Genomic DNA, 13,199 nt, shown 5'->3' on the forward strand with positions numbered 1-13,199 from the left:
CGGGGGTAGTGCCGGTTTGCTTCCCTGGGGGGAGCTTACGGGGCCGTTGGGCGGTTTCACGTGGGCCGGACGGCCCGGGTGTTGGTACGGGCGGGGTGTGCGCGGCCCGGCGCTTGCGGGGTGCCTCCCCCACTCTCGGCTTCGCTCGAGCGGGAGGTACCCCCATCCGCCCACCCGTGCCGCCCTGCGGCACGACTGCCCGCGGACTGCGGCATCTGGCCGCGGGATGGGGGGGCTGCCCGTGGGGAGCGGGTACCTCAGCCGAAGAAGACTCCTGCCTCCTCGTAGAGGGACGGAGGCACCGTTTTCAGCTGGGCTGTGGCCGCGGCGATCGGGACGCGGACTATGTTCGTGCCGTCGAGGGCGACCATCTTGCCGAAGTCGCCGTCGCGGACGCAGTCGATGGCGTGCAGGCCGAAGCGGGTGGCGAGCCACCGGTCGAACGCGCTGGGCGTGCCACCCCGCTGCACATGCCCGAGGACCGTGGTGCGCGCCTCCTTCCCCGTGCGTTTCTCGATCTGCTTGGCCAGCCATTCGCCGACCCCGGAGAGCCGGACGTGTCCGAAGGCGTCCAGGGACCGGTCCTTGAGGACCATGTCGCCGTCGCGCGGTACCGCGCCCTCGGCGACGACCACGATCGGCGCGTAGGAGGCGCGGAACCGTGAGGTGACCCAGGCGCAGACCTGGTCGACGTCGAAGGGGTGTTCCGGGAGGAGGATGACGTTGGCGCCGCCGGCCAGGCCGGAGTGCAGGGCGATCCAGCCGGAGTGGCGGCCCATCACCTCGACGACCAGGACGCGCATGTGTGACTCGGCGGTGGTGTGCAGCCGGTCGATGGCCTCGGTGGCGATCCCGACGGCGGTGTCGAAGCCGAAGGTGTAGTCGGTGGCGGACAGGTCGTTGTCGATGGTCTTGGGCACGCCCACGCAGGGCACGCCGTACTCGTCGGCGAGGCGGGTGGCGACGCCGAGGGTGTCCTCGCCGCCGATGGTGATGAGCGCGTCCACGCCCAGCGCGGCGAGGTTGTCCTTGATCTTGCGGATGCCGTCGTCCTCGTTGAGCGGGTTGGTGCGCGAGGAGCCGAGGACGGTGCCGCCGCGGGGCAGGATGCCGCGGACCGCGGGGATGTCGAGGGTGACCGTGCGTCCTTCGAGGGGACCGCGCCAGCCGTCCCGGAATCCGGTGAACTCGTAGCCGTACTCCTGTACGCCCTTGCGGACGACGGCCCGGATGACGGCGTTGAGCCCGGGGCAGTCGCCGCCGCCGGTCAGTACTCCGACCCGCATGGAAGTGTCCCTTCGCCATGGTTGACGGAATGCCGTTCGTTCCCACCTGGCACGGTAAGGGTGATCGGGGTCACATCGACATGGCTGGGACGGTAAATCCCGGGACAGGACGGGGCGTTGGGGCGGCTACGCGTCGTCGAGGCCACGCTCGATGGCGTACCGGACGAGCTCCACGCGGTTGTGCAGCTGGAGTTTGCCGAGGGTGTTCTGGACGTGGTTCTGCACGGTGCGGTGGGAGATGACCAGCCGTTCGGCGATCTGCTTGTAGCTCAGTCCCTTGGCGACCAGGCGCAGCACCTCGGTCTCGCGCTCGGTCAGCCGGGGCGCCTTGGACTCCTCCGCGCCGCCGGCCGGGCCGGCCGGTTCGGAGGCGAGGCGGCGGTACTCGCCGAGGACCAGTCCGGCCAGGCCCGGGGTGAACACCGGGTCCCCGGTGGCGGTACGGCGCACCGCGTCGCGCAGTTCCTCGGTGGAGGCGGACTTGAGCAGGTAGCCGGTGGCGCCGGACTTCACCGCCTCCAGGACGTCGGCGTGCTCGCCGCTGGCGGAGAGCACCAGGACGCGGACGGCGGGGTCGGCGGCGACGACCTCCTTGCACACCTGGACGCCGGGCTTGCCGGGCAGGTTCAGGTCGAGGACGAGGACGTCGGGTGCGGCGGCCTTGGCGCGGCGCACCGCCTGGTCGCCGTCGCCTGCGGTGGCGACGACCTCGAAGCCGGACTCGGACAGGTCGCGGGCGACGGCGTCCCGCCACATGGGGTGGTCGTCGACCACCATCACCCTGATCGGCGTCCCGGTGCTGCCGGTCGTCCCGCTCATCGCTGTTCCGCCTTCCCCCGTGGGTCGTTCGCGTCCTGCCGGTGCCTGGGCACCCTGAGTTCGACCTCCGTGCCCTGGCCGGGCACCGTGATCACGTCGGCGCTGCCGCCGAGGTCGCCCAGCCGGCCCCGGATGGACAGGGCGACACCGAGCCGCCCCTCCCCCTCGGCCTGGGCGAGCCGTCCCTCGGGGATGCCGGGGCCGTCGTCGCGGACGGTGACGATCACCTCGTCCGGTTCGTCCTCGACCAGGATCCAGGCCCTCGCCTGCTCCCCCGCGTGCCGGCGGACGTTGTCCAGGGCGGCGCCGACGGCGGCGGCCACCTCCCGCGCGGCGGCCGGGGGCAGTGTCACGGGCGCGCCGGGTTCGGCGAGGCTGACCCGGGACCCGGCGTGCGGGGCGAGCAGGGACCGCAGGTCCACCGGGCCGTCGTCCGCCGGCTCGTCCTCCTCGACGGTCCGTACGACCGCTCCCAGGGCCGCGTCCTCGGAGGCCCGGGAGACGGGCACCAGGCCGCCGGAGACCAGGGTGCGCAGTGCCACCTCCTGCTCGCCGGCCATCCGGCCCAGTTCGGCGGCCTCACCGCCGATCACCGCGCCGCGCCGCTGCACCATCGCCAGCACCTGGAGCACGCTGTCGTGGATGTCCCGGGCGAGGCGCTCCCGCTCGCGGGTGGCGGCCTCGATCTCCAGGGCGCGGGCGAGGGTGCGTTCGGAGGCGCGGGCGACCTCGACGACGTAGCCGATGGCGATGGACGCGACCCAGACGAGGACGACGTTGTGCACGGTGTCGCGGGCCGGGGTGCCGCGTTCGACGAGGTTGGCGACGGCGACGAGGGTGGAGGCGAGGGCCGCCCAGCGCCAGCCGCCCTTGACGGCGAAGGCGAGCACCGACCCGGCGGTCCAGATGGACGGCAGGGTGGGACCGCCGTCGTGGACCCGTTCGGCGGCGTCGGTGATCGGGGTGATCAGGATGCCGGTGACGGCGATGGCAAGGTCGACGGCGAGGAAGGGCTTGGTGCAGGCGGCGGCGCTCGCGACCCTGGGCAGGGTGGCGAGGGTCCACACGCCGAGGACGGCGAAGTAGACGACGGCGAGCCAGGGGCGGGTGAACCCGTCGTGGGAGGCCGCGAAGAGACCGATCGCGTACACCATGGCGAGCAGCCGGTAGCCGGCGAGGGCACGCCACAGCGGCTGCTCCACCGACATGCGCATGACTCTGTCGCGCTGGGCCATGTTCCCCCACTCCCCCCGTGCGACCCGGTTCCGGCTACCGCTCGGAACGTCCCCCGGTCCGTCCCCGGTCCGCCTCTTCCATGGCCGCCTTCAGCTTCTCCGCCTGTTCCTTGTCCGCCCGGACGAGGGCGGCCTTCGCCGCCTTCTCGGCTTCCTTCTCCGCCTTGGCCGCCTCCGCGAGCTGCCGCTTCATGGCGGTGGCGTACATGTCGACGTACTCCTGGCCGGACAGCTTCATGATTTCGTACATGACCTCGTCCGTCACGGCCCGGAGCACGAAACGGTCGTGCTCCATGCCCTGGTAGCGGCTGAAGTCGAGGGGTTTGCCGATCCGGATGCCGGGGCGCATCAGCTTGGGCATCACCTGCCCGGGGGGCTGGATCTTCTCCGTGTCGATCATGGCGACGGGGACGACCGGCGCCCCGGTGGCCAGCGCCACGCGGGCCAGACCGCCGGGCTTGCCGCGGTAGAGGCGGCCGTCGGGCGAGCGGGTGCCCTCGGGGTAGATCCCGAACAGCTCACCGCGCTCCAGCACCTCTATGCCGCTCTTGATCGCCGCCTCGCCGGCGCCGCGCGCCCCGGAGCGGTCCACGGGGAGCTGGCCCACGCCTTTGAAGAAGGCGGCCGTCAGCCTCCCCTTCACTCCGGGCGTGGTGAAGTACTCCGCCTTGGCGATGAAGGTGACCTTGCGGTCGAGCACCACCGGGAGGAAGAAGGAGTCGGAGAACGACAGGTGGTTGCTGGCCAGGATCGCGGGGCCCTCGGCGGGGACGTTCTCCAGTCCCTCCACCCAGGGCCTGAAGGCGAGCTTCAGGGGCGCTCCGATGGCGACCTTCATCGTGCCGTACAACAACCGAGTGCCTCCTGTGCGTGTTGGTCAGACCATATCCCGGAGCGCGCCCGAAGGCCCCGACGGCCCTGGTCGGTGTCAGTGCGGTCGCGTACGGTGAAGGTCCTGCAATCCGTGGCCGGCCCCGTGCCGGCCGTCATGACGTGCCGGACCTTCCACGAGTCCCACGAACAGGAGGCCGAAGGTGCCGCTCCTGACCGGAGCCGAGCCGTTCCGTCACGAGGGCGGGGAGACCGCCGTCCTCCTCTGCCACGGCTTCACCGGCTCCCCGCAGTCGCTGCGCCCGTGGGCGGAGCATCTCGCCGAGCACGGTCTGACGGTCTCGCTGCCGCTGCTGCCCGGGCACGGCACCCGCTGGCAGGACCTGGGGGTGACCGGCTGGCAGGACTGGTACGCGCAGGTGGACCGCGAACTGCAGCTGCTGCGGGACCGCCGTGAGCGGGTGTTCGTGGCCGGGCTGTCCATGGGCGGCGCGCTGGCGCTGCGGCTGGCGGCGCGGCACGGCGACGCGGTGAGCGGGGTGATGGTCGTCAACCCGGCGAACAAGGTGCACGGGGTGGCGGCGCACGCCCTGCCGGTGCTCCGCCATCTCGTCCCCGCGACCAAGGGCATCGCGAGCGACATCGCCAAGCCGGTGAGCCGGGAGCTGGGCTACGACCGGGTGCCGCTGCACGCGGCGCACTCCCTCAGGAACTTCTTCCGGATCGTCGACGGCGAGCTGCCGCAGGTCACGCAGCCGCTGCTGCTGATGCGCAGCCCGCAGGACCATGTGGTCCCGCCCGCGGACCCGGCGCGGATCCTCAGCCGTGTGTCGTCCGTGGACGTGACGGAGATCCTGCTGGAACAGAGCTACCACGTGGCGACGTTGGACTACGACGCGGAGCGGATCTTCCGGGAGAGCACCGCGTTCATCGACCGGCTCGCACCCGGCGCCGTCAAGGAGCCCGGTCTCGGCAACGAAGGGACGACCGCAGGTGGCTGAGCACGACTCGGACCGTGAGGGCCGCGAGCCGGAGGAGAAGGGCGTCCCCTTCGACGAGGCCGCCGCCTGGGACGCGATCGTCGCCGGGTACGGCGAGGAGCCGAAGGACCCGCCGGGCGCCAAGCCGTTCAAGTCGGTGGAGGACCTGGCGCTGCTGGAGACCGAGACCAACGACGAGGACGGCGCCGGGACCAAGGCGCCGCCACGGAAGACGGAGGAGGACGAGCCGGCCAGGCCGCTGGGCGGTTCCGTGTCCTTCGCCCCCGGGGTCGGCCCGCGCGACTACAGCGTGGCCGAGCCGGCGGAGGAGGACCTCGGCGAGAGCGACGAGGGGCACTTCGTGCCGCCGGAGCCGCCGCCGCTGCCGGAGGCGGACGTCACCTCCAAGTTCGCCTGGCTGGGGGTGCTGGGCGCCCCGGTGCTGCTCCTGCTGGCGATACTGCTGGGCTGGGAGATGACCTGGTGGCTGACCACCCTGTGCATCGGCGGTTTCCTGGGCGGCGCCGTCACGCTGGTGACCCGGATGCGCACGGACGACGAGGACGACGACGACCCGGGCCGGGGCGCGGTGGTCTGAGCCGGGCCGGGACAGGCACTAAGCAGCGGGGATCCTGAGGGCGGCCAGCACCGGCAGGTGGTCGGTGGCCGCCCGCAGGTCCGCCTCCGTCACCCCGGGCTGGTCGTGGGGGACTCCGCAGCCCAGCACCTCGACGCCCTTCGTGACGAACAGGGCGTCGATGCGCTTGGGCGGGTCGCTGTGCGTCCAGGTGTGCTCCCCGCCCCAGGGCGTGGCGGTCCGGCAGTCGGTGAGGGTGCCGGCCAGCCGGCGGAAGGTGCGCCCGGCAGGCTCGTCGTTGAGGTCCCCGCCCGCGACGACGTGATCGACGCCCATCCCGGCCACCCGGTCCAGCAGCATCCCGCCCTGCTCGTGGCGTTCGTCGGCGCGCAGGGAGAGGTGACAGCTCAGCACCCCGAGCCGCGCCCCGCCGAACCGTACGACGGCGGTGGCGAAGCCGCGCCGGTGCTGCCCGGGGGTGAGCGGCAGCAGCACGTCCTCGGTGCGCTCGACGGTGGCCCGCAGCGAGCACAGGAGGGCGGGCCCCGCGGCGGTGGCCCCGCCGGAGAGCGTCACCAGGCCCGAGTCGGAGGCGAGCCGGGCGAGTTTCTTGCGCCAGCGGAAGAACCGCGGCGCCTCCTGCAGCAGCACCAGGTCGGGTGCGCAGGCGCCGATCACCCGGGCGAGGGCGGCGGTGTCGTCCTTCAGGGAGCGGATGTTGTAGCTGAGCACCCGGACGACGGCCGAGCCGTCGGCCTCGGTCCGGGATCCGGGCAGCAGCGGAGTCGTCGCCATGACGATCAAGATACGCCGGAAACGGCGACGCCCGCCGTCCCCCGAGGGGGTCGGGCGGGCGTGGCCACGTGCCGTCGCGCCGTCACATGATCGGGTCGGGCTCCCGGGCCAGGTCCGCCGCGCCGACCAGGCCGGCCTTGTTGCCGAGCTGGGCGCCGAGGACCTCGGCGACCGGGCGCCAGTTGCCGCCGACCAGCCAGCGTCGGTACGACTTGCGGATCGGGCCGAGGACCAGTTCGCCCTCGTCGGAGAGGCCGCCGCCGACGATGAACGCGGAGGGGTCGAACAGGGAGGCCAGGTCGGCGAGTCCCGCGCCGACCCAGCGGGCCAGCTCCCGGTAGGAGTCGACGGCCACCCGGTCGCCCTGGCGGGCGGCCATGGAGACGTGCTTGCCCTCGATGCCCTCGGGGGTGCCGTCACCGAGCGCGAGCAGGGTCTGGGCCTGGTCCGGGGTGGCGTTGGCGCGCTGCTTGGCGTAGCGGACCAGGGCGCGGCCGGAGGCGTACTGCTCCCAGCAGCCCTGCGAACCGCAGCCGCACAGCAGGCCGTCCGGCACCATGCGGATGTGGCCGAACTCGGCGGCCACGCCGAAGTGGCCGCGACGCAGCTTGTTACCGATGATCACACCGCCGCCGAGGCCGGTGCCCAGGGTGATGCAGATGACGTTGCGGTGGCCCTTGCCCGCGCCGAACTTGTACTCGCCCCAGGCCGCCGCGTTGGCGTCGTTCTCCACGACGACCGGGAGGCCCACGCGGGCCTCGACCTTCTCCTTGAGCGGCTCGTTGCGCCAGAGGATGTTGGGGGCGAAGTAGACCTCGGAGCGCTGGCGGTTGACGTATCCGGCCGCGCCGATGCCCACGCCGACGATGTCGTGTCCGGCGCGTGCTCCTTCCACCGCGGAGGCGATGGCGTCCACGATCTCCTCGGGCGTGCCCGGGGTCGGCACCTTGTGCGTCGAGAGGATGGTGCCTTCCTCGTCGACCACGCCGGCCGCGATCTTGGTGCCGCCGATGTCGACGCCGATGGTGAGTCCCATGAATCCCTCAGTTCCGGTCGAGCCCCGCTACGCCAACGGTACCCGAGGCGACGGGCGCGCCGTCCCTGTGTCCGCAGGCCGGGCGGCCCGGCGGAGATCATGGGAGCCCCGCCGGTGACCGGTGCCGCCGGTCAGTCCAGGTCGATGCGCTCGCCGGGGCCGGTGCCGGGATCGTCACCGGGGTCGCGGTGCTCGTCGGGGTCGTGCGGGGCGGTGTCGCGCGCCGTCCAGCGGCGCTCCTGGTCCTGCACGGCGGAGCGGTAGGCGGCGAGCAGTTCACCGCCCGCGGCGGCGAGGTGGTCGAACACGTCGGGGTTGCGCTCGATGACCGGTTCGACGGCGGCCTTCGCCTGCTGGACGACCTGGCGGACGACCTGCTGGGCGGCGGGTCCGGCGACCGCGCCGAGCAGCGGGGACTGCAGTCCGGAGAGCTTGTCCGCGACAGCGTCGACCAGCTTGCGCAGTTCCTCGGCGGCGGAGCCGGGGGGCGGGCCGTAGCGGGCGCGGCGGCGGGCCCGCTCTTCTTCGAGGTCCTCGGCGGCCGCGGTCGCCCAGGCGTCGGCGTGGGCCTCGGCACGGTCCGCGCGGGCGTCGTCCACCGGCGTGCCGGCGGTGTCGTCCCCGGCCTGGTTCGCCCCGTCGTCGGACGGGGGGAGCTGTTCGCTCATGACGGACTCCTTGACTGCGGGTGGCCCCCTCGACGGTACCCGAACGGCCGTCGCGGCTTCACCGGGTGCGCGGCCAGAGCCCCGGATCGGGCCGGAACCTGACGCGCAGCTCGCCCTCGCGCAGGGCGGCGCCGTCGACGGTGCAGCGGCGCAGCGCGGACGGCAGCGGGACGACGCGGCGGAACGGCTCGGCGGTGACGACCAGTTCGTCACCGCGCCGGACGAGGTCGAGGGCGTCCCGGCGGGCGCCGGGCAGCGGCAGGTGCCAGACCAGGACGCCGTCCTCGGCGAGCCGGTCGGTGACCGGCCATTCGGGGGCGCCGGTGGCCGTGGGGGCGGCGGGCACGGCCGGTACGGCGAGCACGGCGAGGTCGTCGGCGCCGCGCGGGTCGCGGCCGAGGTGGGCGACCGGGTGGACGTCGTACTTCTCGCGCCATTCCTCCAGGGCCTTGCGCTGCTGGGCGACGGGCCCGGCCAGCCAGCTGCCGGCGTCGTTCTCCGGCAGGACGCGGTTGGCGATCACGGCGTCCAGGCGCAGTCCGCGCAGGGCGACGCCCAGAGCGGCGGTGCGCAGGGCGTCGGCGCCCGCCGGGCCGGGTTCGGCGACCAGGCGTACGGCGGTGCCGTGGTCGGCGAGGAGGGCCTCGACGGCGGCGAGCTGCAGGTCGAGGCGGGCGGCCGTCTCGTAGATCCACTCGGCGGGCATCGGGACGCCGGCGAGCCGGCCCAGCACCGGGCGCAGGGCGCGGGCGGCCTGCCGTTCGGACGGCAGGAGGCGGCGCAGCGCGCGGCGCAGTTCGTCGGGGAGGGCGAGCAGCGAGACCGCCCGGGGGGTGGCGGGGAGGTCGACGACGAGGAGGTCGTAGGACTCCTCGTCGCGTGCGGCGTCCCGCAGGGCCCGCAGGACGGCGAGTTCCTCGGCGCCGGGCGGCGGGCTGGTCTCCTCGGGGACCAGCCGGGAGGCGCCGAGCAGGTCCATGGCGCCGCCCGCGCGGTCCTGAAGGGCGGTGAGGTCGGCCCGGAAGCCCGCGTCGGGGTCGGTCCGGCGCACGGTGAGTCCCGGTACGTCCCGGTCGCCGAGGACCGGTCCGAGGGTGTCCGTGCGGTCGGTGCCGAGCAGCAGGGTGCGGGCGCCTGAGCGGGCGGCGGCGAGCGCGGTGGCGGCCGCGGTCGTGGTGCGTCCGCTGCCGCCGGGGCCCGTGATCAGGAGGGTGCGCATGGGGGTGAACGGTAACGGACGCCGGGCGGGGGCGGGTTCCGCGTGCCCGCGCTCGCGGGGTGCCTCCGCCGTCGCCCGCCCGTGCCGCCCCCGGCGGCTACGGGTGGGACTCGACGCGCTTCTTCAGGCCCGCGAGGGCGCGGTCGATGATGACCTTCTCGGCCTTGCGCTTGATCATGCCGAGCATGGGGATCTTGACGTCGACGGTCAGCCGGTAGGTGACCTCGGTGCCCGCGCCCGCCGGGGTGAGGACGTAGGAGCCGTCGAGGGAGCGCAGCATCTGCGACTTCACCAGCGTCCAGGAGACCTCGTGCGGGCCGCTCCAGGTGTACGCCAGGGTCTGGTCGTCCTTGATCGCGCCGGCGTCCATGACCAGGCGCACCTGCTCGGCGCGGCCCTCGGCGTCGGTCCTGAGGACCTCCGCCTCCTTCACCTCACCCGTCCAGTCGGGATAGCGGGCGAAGTCGGCGATCACCCCCATCACGTCGGCCGGTGCCGCCTCGATGGTGATGCTCGAGCTGGTGTGTTCCGCCATCGCCGTGGCTCCTCCAGATGCGGGCCGGTAGGTCGTCCTCGCCGTGCGCGCGGACACGCGGCGCACAGGCGTGCAGCGAAGGCTACCGCGCACCGCGGCGGCCGATCTCACCCGACCTGGGGCGACCGCCTCCGGCCGGTCCTCAGAACTCCAGCGCCCAGGGCCGTCCGGTGCTCGCGAAGTGCCCCACGTTCACGCATTCGGTGGCGCCGATCCGCATCCGCCGCACCAGCGGCTGGTGGACGTGGCCGAACAGCGAGTAGCGGGGGCGGGTGCGGCGTATCGCGTCGAGCAGGGCCGTGCTGCCGCGTTCGAAGCGGCGGGCGACGGTGTCGTAGACCAGTTCCGGGACCTCCGGCGGGATGTGCGTGCACAGCACGTCGACCTCGCCGACGGCCTCGATCTTCGCCGCGTACTCCTCGTCGTCGATCTCGTACGGCGTGCGCATCGGGGTGCGCAGGCCGCCGCCGACGAAGCCGAAGGTCCAGCCGCCGATCTCCACCCGCTGCCCGTCGAGCACGGTGGTGCCGGGGGCCGCGTACTCCCCCCAAAGGGGCGGCACGTCGACGTTGCCGTAGGTGGCGTACGTCGGGGTGGGGAAGGCGGCGAACAGCTCGGCGTACTGCTTGCGCACCGCCGTCTCGATCGCCGTGGCGCGGTCGACGCCGATGCCGGCCCACAGGCCGCGCTGGAACTCGCGCGCCTCCTCGAAGCGCCGCGCGGTGCGCAGCTCCACGATCCGGTGGGCGTTCTCCGCGCCGAACAGGTCGGGGAAGATGCCGCGCGAATGGTCCGCGTAGTCGAGGAAGAGGACCAGGTCACCGAGGCAGACCAGGGCGTCGGCGCCGTCCTTGGCGCGGGCCAGGCCGCTCGCGTTGCCGTGTACGTCGCTGACCACGTGGACGCGGGTGCGCCGGTCTCCGCCGGGTGTGGGTGCCATGGTGATCAAGCGTAATCCTGTGGGGCATACGTGAACAATGGTGGGCCTACCTGCGGTTACTGGCTCGCCGCTTCGGCCGTGGACTACTGTGCGCAATGAAACACCAACCTGTGTGACGCAGCGAACATCTGACAGGGCCCCCCTGTCGTGACAGCCATACCGGCGGGTAACGTCCGGGCAGTCCAGTCGTGCTCGGGATTTCAACCAGTGAATTCGCGAGCACCCGCCCGAGCCTTGGACCGCACCGTCGCATCGCACAACGTCGTGGCGCCGGCGCCCTAAGAGGAGCAGCAGTCTTGCGCGAGTTCAGCCTTCCGGCCCTGTACGAGGTCCCCGCGGACGGCAATCTGACCGACATCGTCCGCCGAAACGCCGCGCAGCATCCTGATGTCGCCGTCATGGCCCGCAAGGTCGGCGGAGTGTGGCAGGACGTGACGGCCACCACCTTCCTCGCGGAGGTGCGGACCGCCGCCAAGGGCCTGATCGCCGCGGGTGTGCAGCCCGGCGACCGGGTCGCCCTGATGTCCCGGACCCGTTACGAGTGGACCCTGCTGGACTTCGCGATCTGGAGCGCGGGCGCGGTCACCGTGCCGGTGTACGAGACCAGCTCGGCGGAGCAGGTGGCGTGGATCCTCGGCGACTCGGGCGCCACCGCCTGCCTCGTGGAGCTCGACACCCACACGGCGACCGTGGAGTCGGTGCGCGACCGGCTGCCCGCGCTGAAGCACGTGTGGCAGATCGAGGGCGGCGGCCTGGAGGAGCTGGGCCGCCTCGGCGCGGACGTCGGCGACGAGACGGTCGAGGAGCGCTGCTCGGTCGCCAAGGCCGACGACCCGGCGACCATCGTCTACACCTCCGGCACCACCGGCCGCCCCAAGGGCTGCGTGCTGACCCACCGCAGCTTCTTCGCCGAGTGCGGCAACATCGTGGAACGGCTGCGTCCGCTGTTCCGCACCGGTGAGTGCTCGGTGCTGCTGTTCCTGCCGCTCGCGCACGTCTTCGGCCGGCTGGTGCAGATCGCGCCCATGATGGCGCCGATCAAGCTGGGCTGCGTGCCCGACATCAAGAACCTCACCGACGAGCTGGCCGCCTTCCGGCCCACGCTGATCCTCGGTGTGCCGCGGGTGTTCGAGAAGGTCTACAACTCGGCGCGCGCCAAGGCGCAGGGCGAGGGCAAGGGCAAGATCTTCGACAAGGCCGCGGACACCGCGATCGCCTGGAGCCAGGCCCTGGACACCCCGTCGGGTCCGTCGTTCGGCCTGAAGGTCAGGCACAAGGTCTTCGACAAGCTGGTCTACGGCAAGCTCCGCGCGGTGCTGGGCGGACGCGGCGAGTACGCCATCTCCGGGGGCGCCCCGCTGGGCGAGCGCCTCGGCCACTTCTTCCGCGGCATCGGCTTCAGCGTGCTGGAGGGCTACGGCCTGACCGAGTCCTGCGCGGCCACCGCCTTCAACCCGTGGGACCGGCAGAAGATCGGCACGGTCGGCCAGCCACTGCCCGGCTCGGTCGTGCGCATAGCGGACGACGGTGAGGTACTGCTGCACGGCGAGCACCTGTTCAAGGAGTACTGGAACAACCCGGCCGCGACCGCCGAGGCGCTCGCCGACGGCTGGTTCCACACCGGGGACATCGGCACCCTGGACGAGGACGGCTACCTGCGGATCACCGGCCGGAAGAAGGAGATCCTGGTGACGGCCGGCGGCAAGAACGTCGCCCCGGCGGTCATCGAGGACCGCATCCGGGCGCACGCGCTGGTCGCGGAGTGCATGGTGGTCGGCGACGGACGGCCCTTCGTGGGCGCGCTGGTCACCATCGACGAGGAGTTCCTCGGGCGTTGGTGCGCGGAGCACGGCAAGCCGGCGGGGTCGACGGCGGCGTCGCTGAACCAGGACCCGGATCTGCTGGCGGCGATCCAGGCGGCCGTGGACGACGGGAACGCGGCGGTGTCGAAGGCGGAGTCGGTGCGGAAGTTCCGGATTCTTCCGGCGCAGTTCACCGAGGAGTCGGGGCACTTGACGCCTTCGCTGAAGCTGAAGCGGAATGTCGTGGCCAAGGACTACGCGCACGAGATCGAGGCGATCTACGCGAAGTAGCGCCAACGGGAGTGGGGATGTTCGCAGTTGGCGGGTGCCGGTTCGTGAGGGCTGGTCGCGCAGTTCCCCGCGCCCCTGAGGGGTGATCTCCGCCCGCCGTGCGAGTGCCGCGCCGTGAAGGCTGGTCGCGCAGTTCCCCGCGCCCCTTGAGCGAAAAAGCCGCCCTCTTCGAGGACGGCTTTCGC

The 13,199-nt window shown here is 72.7% G+C and carries 13 protein-coding genes; 3 read left to right on the forward strand and 10 right to left on the reverse strand.

Translation table 11 applies throughout. The features are described from left to right. Nucleotides 1–257: 257 nt before the first annotated feature. The 4 genes from F3L20_RS24170 to F3L20_RS24185 form a co-directional block, all read right to left on the reverse strand. On the reverse strand, nt 258–1,286 hold the full coding sequence (locus F3L20_RS24170; RefSeq protein WP_150156137.1) for a 6-phosphofructokinase: 1,029 nt from the start codon (nt 1,284–1,286) through the stop codon (nt 258–260). A 126-nt stretch (nt 1,287–1,412) separates the two neighbouring features. Beyond that, a complete protein-coding gene (locus F3L20_RS24175; RefSeq protein ID WP_150156138.1) occupies nt 1,413–2,105 on the reverse strand; it encodes a response regulator in 693 nt (230 codons plus the stop codon). Then, complete coding sequence (gene macS, locus F3L20_RS24180) at nt 2,102–3,340, reverse strand: MacS family sensor histidine kinase (protein ID WP_150156139.1); 1,239 nt, start codon at nt 3,338–3,340, stop codon at nt 2,102–2,104. The genes F3L20_RS24175 and macS overlap by 4 nt, the downstream gene beginning before the upstream one ends. A 34-nt stretch (nt 3,341–3,374) precedes the next feature. Then, nucleotides 3,375–4,178 (reverse strand): lysophospholipid acyltransferase family protein, encoded by an 804-nt coding sequence (locus F3L20_RS24185; RefSeq protein WP_145825705.1) that lies wholly within the window; start codon nt 4,176–4,178, stop codon nt 3,375–3,377. Between the two features lie 196 nt (nt 4,179–4,374). On the opposite strand from F3L20_RS24185, the gene F3L20_RS24190 reads away from it, so the two are divergent. Then, entirely contained in the window at nt 4,375–5,172 is a 798-nt protein-coding gene (locus F3L20_RS24190) for an alpha/beta hydrolase (protein ID WP_145825335.1), read from the forward strand. Then, nucleotides 5,165–5,749 carry a hypothetical protein gene (locus F3L20_RS24195; RefSeq protein ID WP_150156140.1) on the forward strand — a complete coding sequence of 195 codons (585 nt, stop codon included), beginning with the start codon at nt 5,165–5,167 and terminating at the stop codon, nt 5,747–5,749. Before F3L20_RS24190 ends, F3L20_RS24195 begins: the two co-directional genes overlap by 8 nt. A gap of 18 nt (nt 5,750–5,767) precedes the next feature. Here the strand turns inward: F3L20_RS24195 and F3L20_RS24200 are convergent, their stop codons facing one another. From F3L20_RS24200 to F3L20_RS24225, 6 genes are all read right to left on the reverse strand, one after another. Next, nucleotides 5,768–6,523 carry an endonuclease/exonuclease/phosphatase family protein gene (locus tag F3L20_RS24200; RefSeq protein WP_150156141.1) on the reverse strand — a complete coding sequence of 252 codons (756 nt, stop codon included), beginning with the start codon at nt 6,521–6,523 and terminating at the stop codon, nt 5,768–5,770. An 82-nt stretch (nt 6,524–6,605) separates the two neighbouring features. Then, the gene (locus F3L20_RS24205) at nt 6,606–7,559 is read right to left on the reverse strand and encodes an ROK family glucokinase (RefSeq protein WP_145825338.1); all 954 of its coding nucleotides are present in this window, start codon (nt 7,557–7,559) and stop codon (nt 6,606–6,608) included. A 131-nt stretch (nt 7,560–7,690) separates the two neighbouring features. Next, nucleotides 7,691–8,227 (reverse strand): DUF5304 family protein, encoded by a 537-nt coding sequence (locus tag F3L20_RS24210; protein ID WP_150156142.1) that lies wholly within the window; start codon nt 8,225–8,227, stop codon nt 7,691–7,693. Nucleotides 8,228–8,285: 58 nt separating this feature from the next. Continuing rightward, nucleotides 8,286–9,446, reverse strand: coding sequence for an ArsA family ATPase (locus F3L20_RS24215; RefSeq protein WP_150156143.1), 1,161 nt, complete (start codon nt 9,444–9,446; stop codon nt 8,286–8,288). Nucleotides 9,447–9,543: 97 nt separating this feature from the next. After that, nucleotides 9,544–9,981 carry an SRPBCC family protein gene (locus tag F3L20_RS24220; protein WP_024882602.1) on the reverse strand — a complete coding sequence of 146 codons (438 nt, stop codon included), beginning with the start codon at nt 9,979–9,981 and terminating at the stop codon, nt 9,544–9,546. Nucleotides 9,982–10,123: 142 nt separating this feature from the next. Further along, complete coding sequence (locus F3L20_RS24225; RefSeq protein WP_145825341.1) at nt 10,124–10,921, reverse strand: metallophosphoesterase family protein; 798 nt, start codon at nt 10,919–10,921, stop codon at nt 10,124–10,126. Between the two features lie 296 nt (nt 10,922–11,217). Between F3L20_RS24225 and F3L20_RS24230 the strand changes: the two genes are divergently transcribed. Further along, nucleotides 11,218–13,014 (forward strand): AMP-dependent synthetase/ligase, encoded by a 1,797-nt coding sequence (locus F3L20_RS24230; RefSeq protein WP_150156144.1) that lies wholly within the window; start codon nt 11,218–11,220, stop codon nt 13,012–13,014. Nucleotides 13,015–13,199: the final 185 nt, after the last annotated feature.

Source organism: Streptomyces tendae, assembly GCF_008632955.1.
Classification (GTDB): Bacteria; Actinomycetota; Actinomycetes; order Streptomycetales; family Streptomycetaceae; genus Streptomyces.

Excerpts from the sequence above, each read along its gene's own strand:
- F3L20_RS24205 (WP_145825338.1), bottom strand. The coding sequence starts at position 7,559 with ATGGGACTCACCATCGGCGTCGACATCGGCGGCACCAAGATCGCGGCC.
- F3L20_RS24215 (WP_150156143.1), bottom strand. The coding sequence starts at position 9,446 with ATGCGCACCCTCCTGATCACGGGCCCCGGCGGCAGCGGACGCACCACG.
- F3L20_RS24220 (WP_024882602.1), bottom strand. The coding sequence starts at position 9,981 with ATGGCGGAACACACCAGCTCGAGCATCACCATCGAGGCGGCACCGGCC.
- F3L20_RS24225 (WP_145825341.1), bottom strand. The coding sequence starts at position 10,921 with ATGGCACCCACACCCGGCGGAGACCGGCGCACCCGCGTCCACGTGGTC.
- F3L20_RS24170 (WP_150156137.1), bottom strand. The coding sequence starts at position 1,286 with ATGCGGGTCGGAGTACTGACCGGCGGCGGCGACTGCCCCGGGCTCAAC.
- F3L20_RS24210 (WP_150156142.1), bottom strand. The coding sequence starts at position 8,227 with ATGAGCGAACAGCTCCCCCCGTCCGACGACGGGGCGAACCAGGCCGGG.
- F3L20_RS24200 (WP_150156141.1), bottom strand. The coding sequence starts at position 6,523 with ATGGCGACGACTCCGCTGCTGCCCGGATCCCGGACCGAGGCCGACGGC.
- F3L20_RS24175 (WP_150156138.1), bottom strand. The coding sequence starts at position 2,105 with ATGAGCGGGACGACCGGCAGCACCGGGACGCCGATCAGGGTGATGGTG.
- F3L20_RS24185 (WP_145825705.1), bottom strand. The coding sequence starts at position 4,178 with ATGAAGGTCGCCATCGGAGCGCCCCTGAAGCTCGCCTTCAGGCCCTGG.
- macS (WP_150156139.1), bottom strand. The coding sequence starts at position 3,340 with ATGGCCCAGCGCGACAGAGTCATGCGCATGTCGGTGGAGCAGCCGCTG.